An 18,175-nucleotide genomic window follows, 5' to 3' on the forward strand; every position below is an offset into this window, starting at 1 on the left:
CGCGCCCGGACCGGCGCGCGCAGCTTTTGCCCGGGCCTTACAGCAGATGGCGCAGGCCGATATTGATGGCGCTGTGGCCTTTGCCGTCGTCGCTGGCGTTGCCCACCGTGAAGGTGGCGCCGTTGGTGTTGCGGATGCGGGCGTAGGCGGTGTACACGTCGGTGCGCTTGGACAGCGCGTACAGATAGGCTACGCCGTACTGGCGCGCGTCCTTGTCGGCGGCGCTGCGGTCCGCGTGCTGCACCACCGAGCCGGCGAAGCTGTGCGGGCCGAAGGTGGCGCACAGGCCCAGCAGCAGATCGCGGCTGGCCACGCCGGGCGCGCCGACCGGGCCGGCTGCCACCGCGCCCGAACCGGCCAGCGTGGCCAGGCCGCTGCCGCCGCTGCTGCCGGTCACCACCGTGCCCAGGATGCTGCCGCCCACCGTGCCCATGCCGCGGTTGGCGGCGTAGGCGGCGTGCAGCTGGTAGGCGCCCAGCGTGTAGCGCGCGGCCAGCATGCTGTTGCGCGCGTGCGTGCTGGCCAGGGCGTCTTCGCGGCGGTGGTGCGCCAGCGACACGGCCACCGGACCGGCGCTGTAGCTGACCGCGCCGCTCAGCGCGCGCTTGCGGGTGCTGTTGCCGGCCACTTCGCCCGCGCCGTAGGCGACGTTGGCGGACCAGCCGGCCAGGGTCGGCGTGGCGTACACCACCGCATTGTCCATGCGCGCGTTGGGCACCATCAGGTTGGCGGCCTGGCCGGCCAGGCCGTCGCCGAACGGGTCGGCCACGTCGCGCAGCACCTTGTAGTAGGGCGAGTACTGGCGGCCGGCGCTGACAGTGCCGAGCGTGCTGCTGCTCAACGATACATAGGACTGGCGGCCGAAGGTCAGGCCGCCCTGGCCGGAGGTGCCGCTGTCGATGTTGATGCCGCTCTCCAGCACGAAGCCGGCGGACAGGCCGTTGCCCAGGTCTTCCGTGCCTTTGAAGCCCAGGCGCGAGCCGGAGGCCAGGCCGCTGCCGACCTTGGTGGTGGCGCCGTCGCCGCCGCGTTCGATCACCAGGCCGGCGTCGGCCACGCCGTACACCTTGATGGCGGATTGCGCTTGCGCGGTGCAGCAGGCCAGGGCCAGCAGGGAAGTGGTCAGGCTGTATTTCATAAGGTCTCCGTGATTGCTATGGTTATGGTTATGCGGCGCGCACGTAGGCGTGCTCGTCGGCTTTATCGGTTTCTTCTTCGCCCAGCGCGCCTTCCCACTTCGCCACCACGGCGGTGGCGACGGCGTTGCCGACGGCGTTGGTGGCCGAGCGGCCCATGTCGAGGAACTGGTCCACGCCCATCAGCAGCAGCAGGCCCGCTTCGGGAATGTTGAACTGGGTCAAGGTGGCGGCGATCACCACCAGCGACGCGCGCGGCACGCCGGCCATGCCCTTGGAGGTCAGCATCAACAACAGCAGCATGGTGATCTGGGTGCCGACCGACAGGTCGATGCCGTAGGCTTGCGCAATGAACAGCACGGCGAAGGTGCAGTACATCATCGAGCCGTCCAGGTTGAAGGAATAGCCCATCGGCAGCACGAAGCTGGAGATGCGGCGCTGCACGCCGAACTTGTCCAGCGCCACCAGCAGTTTCGGATAGGCCGCTTCGGAACTGGCGGTGGAGAAGGCCAGCAGGAAAGGTTCGCGGATCAGGCCGACCAGGCGGAACACGCGCGGACCCAGCACGGCGAAGCCGGCGCCGATCAGCAGCACCCACAGGCAGAACAGACCCAGGTAGAAGCCGCCCATGAACTTGGCGAAGGTGGCCAGGATGCCCAGGCCGTTGGTGGTGACCACCGACGCCATGGCGGCGAACACGGCCAGCGGGGCCAGGTTCATGATGGCGCCGGTAATGCGCAGCATCACTTGCGCCAGCTCGTCGATCACGGCCAGCAGGCGCTTGCCGGCGTCGCCCAGCGCGCCCAGCGCGCCCAGCGCGGAGCCGAAGAAGATGGAGAACACCAGCACTTGCAGGATCTCGTTGTTGGCCATGGCCTCGATCGGCGACTTGGGCACCACGTGGCTGATGAAGTCCTTCAGCGTGAAGGCCGAGGTCTTCAGGCCGGTGCTGGCGTCGATGGCGGGCAGCGGCAGGCCGAGGTTGGTGCCCAGCTGCATCAGGTTCGACAGCACCATGCCCAGCGCGAGCGAGCACAGCGAGGCGACGATGAACCAGGCGAAGGCCTTGGCGCCGATGCGGCCGGCGGCCTTGCCGTCGCTCAGGTTGGCGATGCCGACGGTGAGGGTGGAGAACACCAGCAGCGCGATGATCATCTTGATCAGGCGCAGGAAGATGTCGGTCACCAGCGAGATGTGGGCGGAAATGTCGGCGGTGAGTTTCTTGTCGGGAAACACCGTGTGACAGGCATAGCCGACGGCGATGCCGAGCAGCATCGCGATCAGGATGTAGAGGGTGAGGGGGCGCTTCTTTTGCATACCGGTCTCCGTTTGTAGTCAGGTCCCCGCGCGGAAGGCGGAGTCCTGCCTCTTTAGCAAGCCGTGTGCCTGCCGTTTTCATGAAGAGAATTGCCGGTAAGTGTTTGATTTGTAAGGTGGTGGGCAGCGCAATGATTCTGCCATGCAATCTTCTCGTCTCGGAGTTTGGACGGCCGGCACGGCCTGCGTATGAAACTTTGGACGGGGTGCTAGACTGCTGGCATCAATGGATGCGGAAGAGCCGTGATGCTGCGAGTGTTTTTATTGCTGATGCTGCCCGCCATGGCGGCGGCGCAGGGGGATGTGATGCAGGGCGACGCGGCGGCGGGGCAGCGGGCGTTCAAGCGCTGCGCGACCTGCCACCAGGTGGGGCCTGCCGCGCGCGGGGCCTTCGGGCCGCAGCTGAACGGGATCGTGGGACGCAAGGCAGGGGCGACGGCGGATTACAGATATTCGCCGGCCATGAAGCAGTCCGGCATCGTGTGGACCGAGCAGAAGCTGGCGGCGTTCCTGAAGTCGCCCAGCCGGGTGGTCCCCGATAACCAGATGCGATTCTGGGGTATCGGGGACGAGCAGCAGATCGCCAACCTGGTGGCGTATCTGCGCACGCAGCGTTAGCCGCGGCGCCGTAGTTATTTACCGGCGTAGGTGACGCGGTAGATGCGGCCGCCATGGTCGTCGGACACCAGCATGGAGCCGTCGGCCAGCACGGCGATATCGACCGGGCGGCCCACCACTTCGTCGCCGTCGCGCAGGAAACCGTCGATGAAGGTGGTGGTGCTCACCACTTTGCTGTTGTACAGCGTCACCAGGCTGACCTTGTAGCCGATCTTGTTGTCGCGGTTCCAGGAACCGTGTTCGGCGATAAACAGGTTGTTGCGGTACTGCTGCGGGAACTGGGTGCCGGTGTAGAAGCCCAGGCCCAGCGGCGCCACGTGCGGCCCCAGCTTGGCGACCGGCGCCACGAACTGCTCGCAGGCTTGCGTCTTGCCGAACTCCGGATCGGGCAGCACGCCGCCGTGGCAGTAAGGGAAGCCGAAGTGCAGGCCGGCCTTGGGCGCCACGTTCAGCTCGCACGACGGCGTGTTGTCGCCCATCATGTCCGGGCCGTTATCGGTGAACCACATCTCCTTGGTTTGCGGATGCCAGGTGAAGCCGACGGTGTTGCGGATGCCGCGCGCATATTCCTCGAAGTTGCTGCCGTCCGCGTTCATGCGCCAGATCTTGGAATACGGCTGCTCTTCCTTGTTGCAGGTGTTGCAGGGGGCGCCGATCGGCACGTAGATCTTGCCGTCCGGGCCGGTCTTGATGAACTTCTCGCCGTGCCAGGTTTCTTTCGGCAGGTCGGCTTTCACCACTTTATAAGCCGGTTTGGCGGCGTAGCTGGCGTCGATATTGTCGAAGCGGATGATGCGCGAGATTTCGGCCACGTACAGCGCGCCGTTCAGCAGCGTGACGCCGATCGGGTTCTGCAGGCCTTCGGCAATGGTGACCACTTTTTCGGCCACGCCGTCTTTGTCGGCATCCACCAGCGCGTACACCTTGCCGGCCTTGCGCGAGCCCACGTAGACGATGCCGCTGTCGGACACGGCCATCGAGCGCGCGGTTTCCGCCTTGTCGGCGTAGACGGCGATGCGGAAGCCTTTCGGCAGCTTCAAGCCGCTCAGGATGGTGGCGGTCTTGTCGGCGGGGGCGGCCTTGGCTGCGGAGGCCGTGGCTGCTGCGGCGGCCGCAGCCGGTGCGGCCGTGCCGGCGCCTGCGGCCGTTTTGCCGCCGGTGCGGGCGCCTTGCGCCACGTAGTCCGCCAGTTGCGCAATCTGCGCCGCGTTCAGCGTGGGCGACCAGGGCGGCATGCCCTTGTCGGCCACGCCCTTGCTGATCACGGTGATGAGGTTGGCCTTGGTGGGGGCGCCGTGCAGCCAGACCTGGTCGATCAGGCTGGGGCCGGTGGCGCCTTCCAGCTTCACGCCGTGGCAGGACGCGCAATGCGCCTGGTACAGTTTTTCGCCGGCCTGGATGGCGGCATGGGCGGCGAACGGCGCCAGCGCGGACAGGCACAGCAGCCCGGCCAGGCGTACTCGTAGGAACTTGTTCATGGCAAGTAGAAATGTTGTTGTAGGGACCCGCGCATCTTACCGTCATCCAGCCCCATCCGCAGGGAACTTTTTCCCCCGCTGCTGTCTCAGCGTTACGGGAGGGCGCCATGGACGCTACGGCTTATGACGACGATATTACGGCCTGGGCGGCCGAACAAGTGGCGCTGCTACGATGCGCTGCCCGCCAAGTGGCCCTGGCCGGCGGAACTGGTGCAGTCGCAGGACTTCTTCCCATAGCCGGCAAGGGGGCTAGGCCACCAGTATCTGCCGGAAGATATCCACCAGCGGCCGCAGCGTCACGCGGTGCCAGGCCACCCATAGCGGCGTGCGGTACTCGAACCACGGCACCTCGCGCAGCACCACGCCGGGCGGCGCCTGGTGGCGCAGGCTTTGCTGGATCATGGCGATGCCCAGGCCCGCCGCCACCAGGCCCAGCGCCGTAGCGGGCTCGGGCGCCAGCATGCGCACGTCCGGCGTGAAGCCGGCCTTGGCGCAGGTGATGGTCAGCTGGTCGTGCTCCAGCGCGCCGTCCTTGTGCTGGATGGCGATCCATTCCTGGCTGCGCAGGTCGGTGGCCGCCAGCGGCCGCTCCAGCCACTGCGGCTGCGCCAGCGGATGACCGGCCGGCAGGGCCAGCAGCATGGGGTCGCTCAGCACTTGCACGCACGCCAGGTCCGGATCGTCCGCCGCCGGCGGCGCGCACACCAGCGCCACGTCCAGGCTGCGCTGGCGCAGGCCTTCCAGCTGGTCGGACGACTGCTGGCTGTACAGCGCCACATGCACCGCCGGCCGCGTGGTGCGGATGCCGCGCAGTGCGGCCGGCAGCACGCCGGAATGCATGGCGTTTTCCACATAGCCTATGCACAGCCCGCCTTCGTCGCCCCGGCCCAGCCGGCGGCCCAGCGATTCCAGCCGCTGCCCATGCGTGAGGAAGGCGCGCGTTTCGGCCAGAAAGGTCTTGCCATCGGCCGTAAGGCGGATGCGCTGCTGGCTGCGTTCGAATAACATCAAGCCCAGCCGCTCTTCCAGCTGGGCGATCTGCCTGCTGAGCGGGGATTGCGAAATGTGCAGCCGCTCGGCGGCGCGCCCCACATGCTCTTCTTCGGCCACGGCGACGAAATAGCTGAGTTGGCGTAGATCCAGCATGTTAGACCTGTAGAGACTTAAGTTGTGCAAATTATGTCTTGGACCGCATTAAGTTGGCAAGCTAAGATTTCATCATCAACTTCTCGAAAGGAAATGCAATGAGTCTCAAAGATAAGCTGCCAGGCCAACTGGGTTTCGGCACCGCCCCGCTGGGCAATATGTTCCGCAACATTCCCGAGGCCGAAGCGCTGGCCACGGTGGACGCGGCCTGGGAGCACGGCGTGCGCTTCTTCGACGCGGCGCCGCTGTACGGCGCGGGCCTGGCGGAGATCCGCCTGGGCGAGGCGCTGAGCAAGCGTCCGCGCAATGACTATGTGCTGAGCACCAAGGTGGGCCGCGTGATCCTGGATGAGCTGGAAGACCCGTCCCAGCGCAGTTTCGGCGAGAAGGGCGGCCTGTTCGAGCACGGCAACCGCAACAAGATCGTCAACGATTACTCGGCCGACGCCACGCTGCGCTCCATCGAGGGCAGCCTGAAGCGCCTGAAGACGGACCGCCTCGACATCGTCTGGGTGCACGACGTGGCGCAGGATTTCTTCGGCGACGAGTGGCTGATGCATTTCGAAAGCGCCCGCACCGGCGCCTTCCGCGCGCTGTCGCGGCTGAAGGCCGAAGGCGTCATCAAGGGCTGGGGCCTGGGCGTGAACCGCGTCGAGCCGATCGAGCTGACGCTGGCGCTGGACGAACCGCAGCCGGACGGCTTCCTGCTGGCGGGCCGCTACACCTTGCTGGACCACGCCAGCGCCCTGCAGCGCGTGATGCCGATGTCGCTGGAGCACGGCGCCGAGATCGTGGTGGGCGGCCCGTACAGCTCGGGCGTGCTGGCCGGCGGCCAGACTTTCGAATACCAGCAGGCGTCGCCCGAAATCCTGGCCAAGGTGGCGCGCCTGAAAGCGCTGGCGCAGCGCTTTGGCGTGAGCATCAAGGCGGCGGCGCTGCAGTTCGCGCTGGCCAATCCGGCGGTGGCGGCGGTGATCCCGGGCGCCAGCCGTCCGGAGCGCATCGCGGAAGACGCGGCGGCCATGGCGGAGAAGATCCCCGCCGAGTTCTGGCACGCGCTGCGCGCCGAACAGCTGGTGGCCGCCAACGCGCCGCTGCCGTTCGGGGCGTAAGCCGCAGCCGCTTAAGCGAAGTGCGCGTGCTCGTCCGCGTGCGTATGGCGGCCGATGAGCTGGATCTCGTGCTCGGGCGCCAGCGCCGGAACCAAGTCAGGCGCGGCCGAGCTGAACTGCGCGCTGGCGCTGGCGGACTGCACGATGATGCCGCTGTTGTCGAGCGCGATGGTCAGGTCCGCGAACTTGACGAACTCGCTGCGCACCAGCAGGTCGCTGCCGCCGCCCGTGCCGGCCACGTCGGTCACCTTGTAGCCGTAGGCCGTCTTGCCCACCGTGTAGTTGGCGCGCACGCCGCTGTAGACCACGGTATCGGTGCCGGCGCCGCCGTCGATGTAGTTGTTGGCGATGAGCGCGGCCAGGCTGTCGTTGCCCGCCGTGCCGGTCACGTTGCGCGCGCTCAGCACCGTGAAGTCCTTCGCCGCCGAGGCCGCCGACACATTGCCCGCCGCATCGGTCGCCCTGGCAGTGACGTGGTAGCTGCCGTTGCCCACCGCTACCGGCGTGATGCTCCAGGCGCCGTTGGCCGCCGCCGTGCCCACGCCCATGCTAGTCGTGCCGTTGAAAATTTCCACCTTGGCGCCCGCCTCGGCCACACCACTGAAGGTCGGATGGTTGCCGCTGGCGGCGGCCCAGCCGTCCTTGGTAAACACCAGCGTCGGCTGGCTCGGTGCGGTGGTGTCCGCCGGCGGCGTCACGGGGCCGGACGGGGCGATGGCGATAGTGCCGTCGCTGAAGCGCAGCTGCTCGATGTTGCTCAGCATATCGCTGCCCTGCGCGCCCGCCACGCTCCACGCGGACGCGCTCACTTGCTTGACGGTGTACGCGCTGCGCAGGCCGTTGTAGAAGGCGGTGTCGATGCCCGCGCCGCCGTTCAGGTTGTCGTTGCCGGCGCCGCCTTCCAGCATGTCGTTGGCGGCGGTGCCGGTCAGCGTGTCGGCCAGGCTGGTGCCGGTGAAGTAGCGCCCGCCGCCGGTGGAGTTGACGCCCAGCGCGCCGCCCAGGCCGTCGCCGCCGTACAGCCATTTGAGCGCGGCCACATCGTATTCGCTGAAGGTGGAATGCACGCCGCCGCTGTGGGTGTAGGACATCAGCGTGTAGGCCGTGTTGTCGGTGGCGGCGGGCAGCCGGATGGTGCCTTCGAACGAGTGCTTCAAGCCCATGGCGTGGCCCAGTTCGTGCAGCAGCGTTTCATAGCCCTGCGTACCGGCCGTCAGGTTGGCGTTCATGCCGGCCCATTCCGCGTTGTCCAGGTAGACCCAGGTGGCGGCCGTGAACCTGGTGACAACGTTGTTGCCGTCGTACGAGTAGCTGTAGCGCGAGCTGTCCAGGCCGGTGGTGCTGGAGCCGCTGATGTTGGCGTTGGCGAAGTGCACCTGGGCCGCGTTGCCGTCGGCGGTTTCCGTGAACTTGATGCCGGTCAGCTGCGAGATGTAGTTCAGCGCGCCGCGCGTCGCCGTCTGCTGGGCGGCGCTGAAGGCCTGCGGCGCGTTCAGGATGGCGCTGTTGCCGCTTTCGAGGCCCGCGGTGGTGGAGAAACTGTAGTAGAGGTTGTTGCCGCCGGAAGTCTGGTAGTTCCAGTTCGGCAAGTTGTTCAGGAGTGCGTCGATGTGGTTCAGGCCGGAGAGGGTGGTGCTGCGGACTTCGGAAACGGTTGCCATGTCACAATGCCTTGGAGTAATCGGGCTCGTCAGTATTCCGATGCAAGGCACTCAGGTCAACAGCAAATTCAATCGTGCTGCGGGTGAGTGTGCACTCATTTTCTGATTGCTAATTCACGCCGGGCAACACTTCGTTCAACTTTGAAAACGCTGGCTTCCTCCAAAAAAAAAGACCGGCGAATGCCGGTCAAAAGAGGGAGCAGCGGTAAAGCCGGGACTATTTCCCCAGGCGCTCTTCGGAGGCCGGGTCGAACAGGATGGCTTTGGACAGGTCGAACGCCAGCGGGATGCGCGCGCCCGGCTCGGCGCCGGCGCGCGGATGGGTGCGGCAGGTGGCGCGCACGCCGTTGAACCAGGCGAAGGCCAGCGTGTCCGGGCCGGTGGGCTCGGTCATCTCGATGGTGCAGGCCACTTCCATCGGGTGGTAGCCTTCCGGCGTTTCGGCGCGGCGCGCGCTGAGCGCGTCGGTCACGTGCTCGGGGCGGATGCCCAGTATCAGCTCGCGGCCCAGCCAGGCGCCGAAATGATCGGCGGCGGCATGGTTGGCGGGCAGCGGCAGCAGGGTGGTGGCGCCGTTGTGCTCCAGCGCGAATGCAGCGCCGGCGCCATGCTGCACCAGCTTGCCGCGCAGGAAATTCATCGACGGCGAGCCGATGAAGCCGGCCACGTACAGGTTGTCCGGCTGGTCGTAGATTTCCTGCGGGCTGCCGAACTGCTGCACCACGCCGTCGCGCATGACGGCAATGCGGTCGCCCAGCGTCATCGCTTCGATCTGGTCGTGCGTCACGTAGACGATGGTGGCGCCCAGGCGCTGGTGCAGCAGCTTGATCTCGGCGCGCATTTCCACGCGCAGCTTGGCGTCCAGGTTGGACAGCGGCTCGTCGAACAGGAACAGCGACGGGTCGCGCGCGATGGCGCGGCCCATGGCCACGCGCTGGCGCTGGCCGCCGGACAGCATGGCCGGCTTGCGGTCCAGCAGGTGCGTCATCTGCAGCGTTTCGGCCACGCGCTTGACGATCACGTCCTGCTCGGCCTTGGGCACCTTGCGGATGCCCAGGCCGAAGGAGATGTTCTCGCGCACCGTCATGGTGGGATACAGCGCGTAGGACTGGAACACCATCGCAATGTCGCGCTCCTTGGGCGGCACCTTGTTGACCACGCGCTCGCCGATGCGGATCTCGCCCTGCGAAATGGTTTCCAGCCCGGCGATCATGTTCAGCAGGGTGGACTTGCCGCAGCCGGAGCCGCCCACCAGGATCAGGAACTGGCCGTCCTCGATATCGAGGTCGATGCCCTTGAGGATTTCGGCGCCGTTCGGATACACCTTGCGCACATTGCGGATAGATAAGCTTGCCATGAGAGTCTCCTTAACCTTTGACGGCGCCGGCGGTCAGGCCGCGCACGAAGTATTTGCCTGCGACCAGGTAGATCAGCAGTGTCGGCAGCGCGGCAATGATGGCCGCCGCCATGTTCACGTTGTATTCGGTCACGCCGGTGGAGGTGTTGACCAGGTTGTTCAGCGCCACCGTCACCGGCTGCGCGTCGGAGCCGCCGAACACCACGCCGAACAGGAAGTCGTTCCAGATCTGCGTGAACTGCCAGATGAAGCACACCATGAAGATGGGCAGCGACAGCGGGAAGATGATGCGGCGGTAGATCGTGAAGAAGCCGGCGCCGTCGATGCGCGCGGCGTTCACCAGTTCTTCCGGCACGGTCACGTAGTAGTTGCGGAAGAACAGCGTGGTGAAAGCGATGCCGTAGATGATGTGCACCACGATCAAGCCGCTGGTGGTGTTGGCCAGTTCGGCCATGCCGAGCAGGCGCGCCATCGGCAGGATCACCACCTGGAAGGGGATGAAGCAGCCCACCATCAGCGCGGTGAACACGAAGTTGTGGCCGGGGAAGCGCCAGTGCGCCAGCACGTAGCCGTTCAGCGATCCGATCAGGCTGGAGATCAGCACGGCCGGTATCGCCATCTGCATCGAGTTCCAGAAGTAGGGCGCCAGGCCTTCGCAGCGCACGCCGGTGCAGGCTTGCGACCAGGCCTTGCTCCAGGCGGCGGTGGTGGGCGCCAGCGGGAAGTCGAGCAGGTTGCCGTCGCGGATCTGGTCCAGTGTTTTCACGGAAGTGGTCAGCATCACGTACAGCGGCGCCAGGTAGTACAAGGCCACCAGCACCAGTAAAGTGTAAAGCATCAGGCGGCCGGCCGTGATGCGGCCGCCGTCGTGGTTCAGATCAGCGGCCATGGCGCGCTCCTTTCGTTTCCAGGTACATCAGCGGCACCAGCACCGCCAGCACGGTGGCCAGCATCATCATGGCCGAGGCGGCGCCCAGGCCCAGCTGGCCGCGCGTGAACGAGAACTGGTACATGAAGATGGCCGGCACGTCGGACGAGGTGCCGGGGCCGCCGGCGGTCAATGCCATCACCAGGTCGAAGCTCTTGATGGCGATGTGGGCCAGCACCAGCAGCACGCTGAAGAACACCGGGCGCAGCGAGGGGATCACGATGCGGCGGTAGATCGTCGGCAGGCTGGCGCCGTCCACTTGGGCGGCCTTGATGATGCTGTCGTCCACGCTGCGCAGGCCGGCCAGGAACAGCGCCATGACGAAGCCGGACGACTGCCACACGCCGGCGATGACGACGGTGTAGATCGCCATGTCGGAGTTGACCAGCCAGTCGAAGGTGAAGCTGGTGTAGCCCCAGTCGTGCAGCATTTTTTCCAGGCCGAGGCCGGGGTTCAGTATCCACTTCCAGGCCGCGCCGGTGACGATGAAGGACAGCGCCATCGGGTACAGGTAGATGGCGCGCAGCGCGCCTTCGTGGCGGATGCGCTGGTCCAGCAGGATGGCCATGGAAAGGCCGATGGCGAGGCAGAACAGGATGAACAGCCCGCCGAAGATGCCGAGGTTGCTGGCCGAGACCCACCAGCGCTCGATCTCGAACAGGCGCTCGTACTGGCCGAAGCCGGCGTATTCGAAATTGGGCATCATGCGCGATTCGGTCAGCGACAGCCAGGCGGTGAGGCCGATGAAGCCGTATACGAAGACGAGAGAGGCGATGATGGTGGGCGACAGCACCAGGCGCGGCAGCCAGGCGTCGGCCAGGGCGCCGAAGCGGCTGGCGGCGCGGGGAGGTTTTGCGTTGCTGTCGTTGGCTGCGGCCGGCTTGGCGGGCGCACGCGGCGCGGGCGGCGGCGAGGGCACGGCGGATAGAGGTTTTGCTGACATGATGCGGGTTCTCCGGAACTGGGGGGCAGGCGCGGTGCGGCCGCGTCCACCCCTGGTGCTGCTGCTTACATGGTCTTGGCTGCCTTGGCCAGCGCTTGCGCGGCGGCTTGCGGCGTCATGGTCGAGTTCATGAACTTGGCGATCACGTCCTGGATGGCGCCGGCCTTGGCGCTGTCGACGGCCATGCCGTGCGCCAGCGACGGCACCAGCGCATTGCTCTTGCTGGTGGCGGCCAGGTCATCCATCGACTTGGTGGCGCAGCTGTCGAACTTGGTGCGCGAGACGCCCGCCCGCACCGGGATCGAGCCCTTGTTCAGGTTGAACACTTCCTGGAACTCGGGGCTCATCACGGCGTTGGCCAGGGTCAGCTGGGCCTTCTGGTCGTCCGCGCTTTTCACCTTGAACATGGCCAGCGAGTCGATATTGAAGGTGAAGGATTTGTCGGTGCCCGGCGCGGCCAGGCACAGGAAGTCCTTGCCCGGCACCTTGCCGGCGGCAGTGAACTCGCCCTTGGCCCAGTCGCCCATGAACTGCATGCCGGCCTTGCCGTTGATGACCATGGCGGTGGCCAGGTTCCAGTCGCGGCCGGCCGCGTCCTTGTCGATATAGGTCTTGATGCGGGCCAGCGTTTCAAAGGCCTTGATCATGGTGGGGCTGGTCAGGCTGGCCTGGTCCAGCTGCACCAGTGCCTTCTTGTAGAACTCCGCGCCGCCCACGCCCAGCACCACGGACTCGAACACGGTGGCGTCCTGCCACGGCTGGCCGCCGTGGGCCACGGCCACCAGGCCGGCCTTCTTGATCTTGTCGGCCGCGTCGAAGAACTCGGCGAAGCTGGTGGGCGCCTTGGCGCCGGCCTTGGCCAGCACCGCCGGGTTCACGTACAGCCAGTTCACGCGGTGCACGTTCACCGGCACCGCCACGAAGTGGCCCTTGTACTTCATCACATTGGTGACCACCGGCGGCAGCAGGGTTTCCCACTTTCCTTCGGTTGCCGCCGCGTCGATGTTGGCAAGCGTGCCTTCCTGGCCCCATTCCTGGATCGACGGTCCCTTGATCTGGGCGGCGGTGGGCGCGCTGCCGGCGATCACGCGCGCCTTCAGCGCGGTCATGGCGTTTTCGCCGCCGCCGCCGGCCACGGCGAAGTCCTTCCAGGCCACGCCTTTCGATTCCATGATCTTCTTCAGTTCGGCGGCGGACTTGGCTTCGCCGCCGGAGGTCCAGTAGTGCAGCACTTCAACCTGCGGGGCAGCGTGGGCCGCCGATGCGATGGCTGCGGCGAATGCGACGGCGCTCAGCGCCAGGGGTTTCAGTTTCATGTTCGTGTCTCCTGATTTTTGAGAAAAGTGTTTGGCGCCGCGCTTACCACCAGGCTTCCATGTGGATGCCGTAGGAAACACCGCTGGTGTCGCTGCCGTACACCGCGCCGGAATTGTTGAAGGCGTTCACCGCTTTGCTGGCAGCGTCGCTCCATTTGCCGTAGCTGACGAACAGGCGCAGTTCGGGACGCGCCCAGTAGTCGCGCGCCAGGCTGATGGTCGGCGCGATGGTCAGCTTGGTCAGGCGCTGGGTGCCGGGTTCCTTGTCGGACTTCAGCTGCGACACGCCCAGTTCGGCCTGCAGCTTGAAGTTTTCGGCGAACGCGTACACCGGGCGCGTGCCGACGGTGGTCCAGGTAGTGGCGCCGTCCTTGCCGTTCTTGTCGCGCTGGTACAGGGCCACGAATTCCATGCTGAAGTCGCGCGTCGGCTGGATCACCACGTCGTTGAAGACGCGCAGGCGGGTGTAGTCGGAGCCGAGCAGGGTGCTGCCCGACGGGCCGATGCGCGCGCAGCACGGGCCGTTGATGCCGGTGCCGGGGCCGACGCCGTACTGCACGCCGAAGGTGTTGCCGCCGCCGAAGACCTTGGCCTGGCGGTGGAACACCGACATCTGCCAGCCGTCGTGGGTGGTCTTGTCCTGGCCCTGGGCCGAGATGAAGGAGGCCGCGAAATCCAGCGTGCCGTTGGGGTTGACCGGCAGGCCTTCATACACCAGGTTCTGGCGCAGGGCGGACGGCGAATCCACCACCTTGCCGGTGACCGGATCGGTCTTGTTGAAGTCGTCGTCCTTGAAGACCGCGTAGCTGATCTTGCCGGCGCCCAGCGGATAACCGTCGATGCCGCCGCCGGTGCCGTTCATGTTGATGTACTGCATATCCAGCATGTGGATGTCGGGACGGTAGTAGTGGCGCTTGCCGACCCAGACGATGCCGCCGTTCATGAACGGCAGGTTCTTCGCTTCGATGTAGGCCTTGGACACGCCCAGCTTGGCGTCGCCGAAGTCGGAGCTGTTCTTGTAGGCGTCGGCCCAGAAGGTGCCGACGAAGGTGGCGCCGTTGGCGGCCTTGGCCAGTTCCTTGGTGTAGCCCAGTTCCGTGAAGCTGTCGCACTCGTTGCCGAGGCGGTAGGCCATGGTGATGCCGCCCAGGCCGTAGCACGTTTGCGTGCCGCCGTGGTTGCTGGTGCCGCCGCCGGCGCGCAGATAGCCGTGGAAGCCTTCGGTTTCGTGGTCGCCGGCGACGGCGGCGCCGCAGGACAGGGCCAGCGCAATGGCGGCGGGCAGGGAACGGCGGATGAATCGGTTCATCATAAGGTTGGTCTCCGGTATAAATTTGTTATGTGTTTTTGCTACCGGAACGGACAGTAGCATCGGCCGGAATGTGATTCCAGCAAGCGCTGGCGAAGGCGCGGGATGCTACTTAAGTGGTTGATTTATATGAAAAATTGGCTCATTGGCGGCAAGCCTGCGCTAACAAAACTTTACAAAGCCCCAGCATGTTGCGCTGCAGCGGCTGCAACACTTTGCAATAAATCCATACGCTTTCTTGCAAAATGCTGTGCATCCTTACCATCGTTTCAAGAATGCTTTGGGTTATAGTCTGTCCACACGAAATGCCATCCCCAGAATGGCTTCAAAAAACATGACGGAGACCTTTCCCCACAAGCTGCGCCTTGCCGTGTGCCTGCTATTGAGCCTGGCGGGGATGGCCGCGTCCTGCGCCGCCCGCGCGGAATCCCTGCAGGTGCTGCACTGGTGGAAGTCGGCCAGCGAGCGCAAGGCGGTCGACCTGATCGCGGCGCGCCTGGAGTCCGAGGCCGATATCGGCTGGCGCGACAGCATGGTGCCCAGCGGCTCGGGCGCCGGCGCCGGCATCGTGCTGCGCAGCCGCATGCTGGCCAAGGACGCGCCGGAAGTGGCCCAGGTGAACGGCATCGTCATCCGCGACTGGGCCCGGCTCGACCTGCTGCTGGACCTGGACGCGGTGGCCGCCGCCGGCAAATGGGACAAGCAGCTGCTGCCCACCGTGGCCGAGGCCATCAAGTCGGACGGCCATGTGTACGCGGCGCCGGTCGGCATCCACCGCATGAACACGCTGTTCTACAACCGCAAGCTGCTGGCCCGCCTCAACCTGGCGGTGCCGGAAACCTGGACCCAGTTCGAGCACGCCGCCGCCAGGCTGCACCAGGCCGGCGTGGTGCCGCTGGCGCAGAGCAGCGAGCCGTGGCAGGTGACCACCTTGTTCGAGGCGCTGGTGCTGTCCGAGGGCGCCGAGTTCCACCGCGACCTGTTCCAGCGCCGCAGCGCCGCCGCCTACACCGATGCGCGCCTGGCCACCTCCCTGCAGCGCCTGCGCGGCCTGAAGAAATGGATGGGCAGCCCGATCGCCGAGCGCAGCTGGGACGAGGGGGTGCGCGAGCTGGCCGACGGCCGCGCCGCCTTCATGGTGATGGGCGACTGGGCCAAGGGCGAGCTGGTGTCGCGCGGGCTGACGGTGGAGGAGGGCTTCGGCTGCGCCGCTGCCCCGGGCACGGCCAGCTATCACCTGTACAACATCGACACGCTGGGCATGCTGGCCACGCGCGAATCGCACCGCCCGGCGCAGGAGAAACTGGCCGCGCTGATCATGTCGCCCGCGCTGCAGAACGACTACAACCAGATCAAGGGCTCCATCCCGGTGCTGCGCAATCCGGTGCTGTCCAAGATGGACAGCTGCGCGCGCGCCTCGTGGAAGCTGTTCACCAGCGGGCCGGAAGCGCTGGTGCCCAGCCTGGTGCACCGCATGGCCACCGAGGAGATCGTGCGCGACGCCATCGTGGCGGAGGTGCACCGCTACTTCCTGGACGATAATGCGAGTGTGGCCGACACCCAGCGCAGGCTGGGCACCATCGCCCGCACCTTTACCAAGACACGATAGCCAAGACGAGATAAGTATCATCATGCGCAAGATCCTGATCGTCGACGACGACCAAAAAACCCGTACCCTGCTGAAGACCTACCTGGAGAAAAACCAGTACGACGTCGGCCTGGCCCACGACGGCCAGACTTTCCTGGCCGAGTTCAACCGCTACGCCGACGAGCTGTCGCTGGTGATCCTGGACGTGATGCTGCCGGACACGGACGGCTTCGCGCTGTGCAAGGCGGTGCGCAGCCGTTCCAATGTGCCCATCATCATGCTCACCGCCAGCTCGGACGAGACCGACCGCGTGGTGGGCCTGGAGCTGGGCGCGGACGATTACGTGTCCAAGCCCTACAGCCCGCGCGAGCTGCTGGCGCGCATCAAGGCCATCCACCGCCGCACCGGCATGGGCAACGAGTCGGCGCCGCGCTACTACCGCTTTGTCGGCTTCACGCTGGACACGGTGGCGCGCACCGTCACCGACGCGGCCGGCGAAATCGTGCCGTTGACGGGGCTCGACTTCCAGCTGCTGAAATACTTCGTCGAACACGCGGGCGACATCCTGGACCGCAGCGCGCTGTGCGAAGGCACGCGCGGACGCGACTCCGGCCCGCTGGACCGCTTCCTGGACGTGCAGATCAGCCGCTTGCGCCTGCGCCTGAACGACGGCGGCCGCAATCCGCTGCTGATCAAGACCGTGCGCGGCGCCGGCTACGTGTTCTCGGCCGACGTCACCGCGTCCAATGCATAGCGGCGGCACCGGGCCCGGCCCCGCGCCTGCCGGGCGGGGCACGCGCTGGCTGGATCGGCTTTTGCCGCAGTCACTGTTGGGCCGCCTGACGCTGGTGATGATGATCGGCGTGCTGCTGACCCAGCTGGTGGGCAACATCATCTGGGCCGCGCAGCGCCGCGCCGAGGCGCTCAGCGAAACCAGCACCGCCTCGCAGCACCTGGCGCACAGCGCGGCCAGCGCGGTGCGCTTTTTCCTCAGCCTGCCGCCCAACTACCGGCCGCTCATCATCCAGCAGTTCCGCGAAATGGGCGGCACGCGCTTCCTGGTCAACATCAACCAGGCGCCGGTGCAGGTGCGCGCCATCGCCGGCCAGGAACTGGCGGACGCCGCGCTCAAACAGGTGCGCGCCACGCTGAAGGAAGACCTGCCGAACATCTCGCAGGTGCGGCTGGCCTTCGCCTGGCCGGACAAGCTGCCGGTGGGCGACGACGGCGCCACCATCGCAGACCTGCCGGACACCTGGGTGCAGCACATCATGCTGACCAAGCCGGCGCCGGTGCTGTTGATCCAGGTCGAGATGGACCCCGGCCACTGGCTCTACCTGGCCACGCTGATGCCCAACCCGTACTTCCTCGAAACCGGCAACCCGCTCACGCGCGACCGGCTGCTGCTGCAGGCGCTGTCGCTGGCGGCGGTGCTGCTGCTGTCCATCATGGTGGTGCGCTGGATCACGCGGCCGCTGGCGGCGCTGTCGGAGGCGGCCACCGCCTTCGGCCAAGGCGGCAACGCGCCCGCGCTGCCGGAAACCGGCAGCCGCGAGTTCGTCAACACGGCGCGCGCCTTCGAAGCCATGCGCCAGCGCATCCAGCGCTACATCGAGGACCGCGAACGGCTGTTCGTCTCCATCTCGCACGACCTGCGCACGCCCATCATGCGCCTCAAGCTGCGCACCGAACTGCTGGACGACGAGGCCATGCAAAGCGAATTCCACGACGACCTCGACGAGCTGGACATGATGGTCAAGGGCGCGCTGCAAACCGTGAAGGACAGCGACATCCACGAGAACCCCACCGAGGTGCGGCTGGACGCGCTGCTGGGCCGCATGGTGCGCGACGCGCAGCTGGCCGGGCACGCGGTGTCCTTCAGCGCCTCGGGCCTGAGCGTGGCGGCCAAGCCGCTGGCGCTCAAGCGCGCCATCGGCAACCTGCTGAACAACGCGCTGCACTACGGGAGGCAAGTGGAGATGGCGGTGCGCGAGCACGCCGGCAATATCGAAATCGAAGTGCGCGACCATGGCCCCGGCGTGCCGGAGGAGGCGCTGCCCGGCCTGTTCGAGCCCTACGTGCGGCTGGAGCACGGCCGCAACCAGAACAACAGCGGCATGGGCCTGGGGCTGGGCATCGCCCGTGGTATCGTGCAGGCACACGGCGGCGAACTGCTGCTGGCCAACGCGCCCGGCGGCGGCTTCCGCGCCACCATCGTGCTGCCGGGAGGCGCGTTCGTTCCCCTTTAAAAAGAAGGTCGAAGAAG

At 66.4% G+C, this 18,175-nt stretch carries 15 protein-coding genes; 5 read left to right on the forward strand and 10 right to left on the reverse strand.

Going from position 1 to position 18,175, the window contains the following annotated elements:
- Positions 1-37: 37 nt before the first annotated feature.
- Together AC56DV_RS09115 and AC56DV_RS09120 are read right to left on the reverse strand one after the other, a co-directional pair.
- The gene (locus tag AC56DV_RS09115; protein ID WP_496313981.1) at positions 38-1,138 is read right to left on the reverse strand and encodes a porin; all 1,101 of its coding nucleotides are present in this window, start codon (positions 1,136-1,138) and stop codon (positions 38-40) included.
- A 28-nt stretch (positions 1,139-1,166) separates the two neighbouring features.
- On the reverse strand, positions 1,167-2,453 hold the full coding sequence (locus AC56DV_RS09120; protein ID WP_496313982.1) for a dicarboxylate/amino acid:cation symporter: 1,287 nt from the start codon (positions 2,451-2,453) through the stop codon (positions 1,167-1,169).
- Positions 2,454-2,699: 246 nt separating this feature from the next.
- Here AC56DV_RS09120 and AC56DV_RS09125 point away from each other — a divergent pair, with 246 nt between their 5' ends.
- On the forward strand, positions 2,700-3,071 hold the full coding sequence (locus tag AC56DV_RS09125) for a c-type cytochrome (protein WP_496313983.1): 372 nt from the start codon (positions 2,700-2,702) through the stop codon (positions 3,069-3,071).
- Between the two features lie 14 nt (positions 3,072-3,085).
- Here AC56DV_RS09125 and AC56DV_RS09130 read toward each other — a convergent pair whose 3' ends face one another.
- Positions 3,086-4,549, reverse strand: a complete 1,464-nt coding sequence (locus AC56DV_RS09130) for a c-type cytochrome (RefSeq protein ID WP_496313984.1) — start codon at positions 4,547-4,549, stop codon at positions 3,086-3,088.
- A gap of 249 nt (positions 4,550-4,798) precedes the next feature.
- Positions 4,799-5,695, reverse strand: a complete 897-nt coding sequence (locus AC56DV_RS09135) for a LysR substrate-binding domain-containing protein (RefSeq protein ID WP_496313985.1) — start codon at positions 5,693-5,695, stop codon at positions 4,799-4,801.
- Between the two features lie 98 nt (positions 5,696-5,793).
- Here AC56DV_RS09135 and AC56DV_RS09140 point away from each other — a divergent pair, with 98 nt between their 5' ends.
- Positions 5,794-6,807, forward strand: a complete 1,014-nt coding sequence (locus AC56DV_RS09140) for an aldo/keto reductase (RefSeq protein WP_496313986.1) — start codon at positions 5,794-5,796, stop codon at positions 6,805-6,807.
- Positions 6,808-6,818: 11 nt separating this feature from the next.
- Here the strand turns inward: AC56DV_RS09140 and AC56DV_RS09145 are convergent, their stop codons facing one another.
- From AC56DV_RS09145 to AC56DV_RS09170, 6 genes are all read right to left on the reverse strand, one after another.
- A complete protein-coding gene (locus tag AC56DV_RS09145; protein ID WP_496313987.1) occupies positions 6,819-8,468 on the reverse strand; it encodes an Ig-like domain-containing protein in 1,650 nt (549 codons plus the stop codon).
- 217 nt (positions 8,469-8,685) lie between these two features.
- The gene (locus AC56DV_RS09150) at positions 8,686-9,825 is read right to left on the reverse strand and encodes an ABC transporter ATP-binding protein (protein ID WP_496313988.1); all 1,140 of its coding nucleotides are present in this window, start codon (positions 9,823-9,825) and stop codon (positions 8,686-8,688) included.
- 10 nt (positions 9,826-9,835) lie between these two features.
- Positions 9,836-10,663: a carbohydrate ABC transporter permease gene (locus tag AC56DV_RS09155; protein ID WP_496314709.1), complete on the reverse strand. Its 828-nt coding sequence runs from the start codon at positions 10,661-10,663 to the stop codon at positions 9,836-9,838.
- A gap of 40 nt (positions 10,664-10,703) precedes the next feature.
- Entirely contained in the window at positions 10,704-11,696 is a 993-nt protein-coding gene (locus tag AC56DV_RS09160; protein ID WP_496313989.1) for a carbohydrate ABC transporter permease, read from the reverse strand.
- A gap of 65 nt (positions 11,697-11,761) precedes the next feature.
- Positions 11,762-13,012 (reverse strand): ABC transporter substrate-binding protein, encoded by a 1,251-nt coding sequence (locus tag AC56DV_RS09165; protein ID WP_496313990.1) that lies wholly within the window; start codon positions 13,010-13,012, stop codon positions 11,762-11,764.
- 43 nt (positions 13,013-13,055) lie between these two features.
- The gene (locus AC56DV_RS09170) at positions 13,056-14,324 is read right to left on the reverse strand and encodes a maltoporin (protein WP_496313991.1); all 1,269 of its coding nucleotides are present in this window, start codon (positions 14,322-14,324) and stop codon (positions 13,056-13,058) included.
- 331 nt (positions 14,325-14,655) lie between these two features.
- Here AC56DV_RS09170 and AC56DV_RS09175 point away from each other — a divergent pair, with 331 nt between their 5' ends.
- The 3 genes from AC56DV_RS09175 to AC56DV_RS09185 are packed head-to-tail and all read left to right on the forward strand — an operon-like array spanning position 14,656 to position 18,158.
- Positions 14,656-15,930: an ABC transporter substrate-binding protein gene (locus tag AC56DV_RS09175; RefSeq protein ID WP_496313992.1), complete on the forward strand. Its 1,275-nt coding sequence runs from the start codon at positions 14,656-14,658 to the stop codon at positions 15,928-15,930.
- 19 nt (positions 15,931-15,949) lie between these two features.
- Positions 15,950-16,663 carry a response regulator gene (locus AC56DV_RS09180; protein ID WP_181259912.1) on the forward strand — a complete coding sequence of 238 codons (714 nt, stop codon included), beginning with the start codon at positions 15,950-15,952 and terminating at the stop codon, positions 16,661-16,663.
- Entirely contained in the window at positions 16,656-18,158 is a 1,503-nt protein-coding gene (locus tag AC56DV_RS09185) for an ATP-binding protein (protein WP_496313993.1), read from the forward strand. Before AC56DV_RS09180 ends, AC56DV_RS09185 begins: the two co-directional genes overlap by 8 nt.
- Positions 18,159-18,175: the final 17 nt, after the last annotated feature.

The organism is Massilia sp. BGA-UO-ETr-WB1, assembly GCF_059567845.1.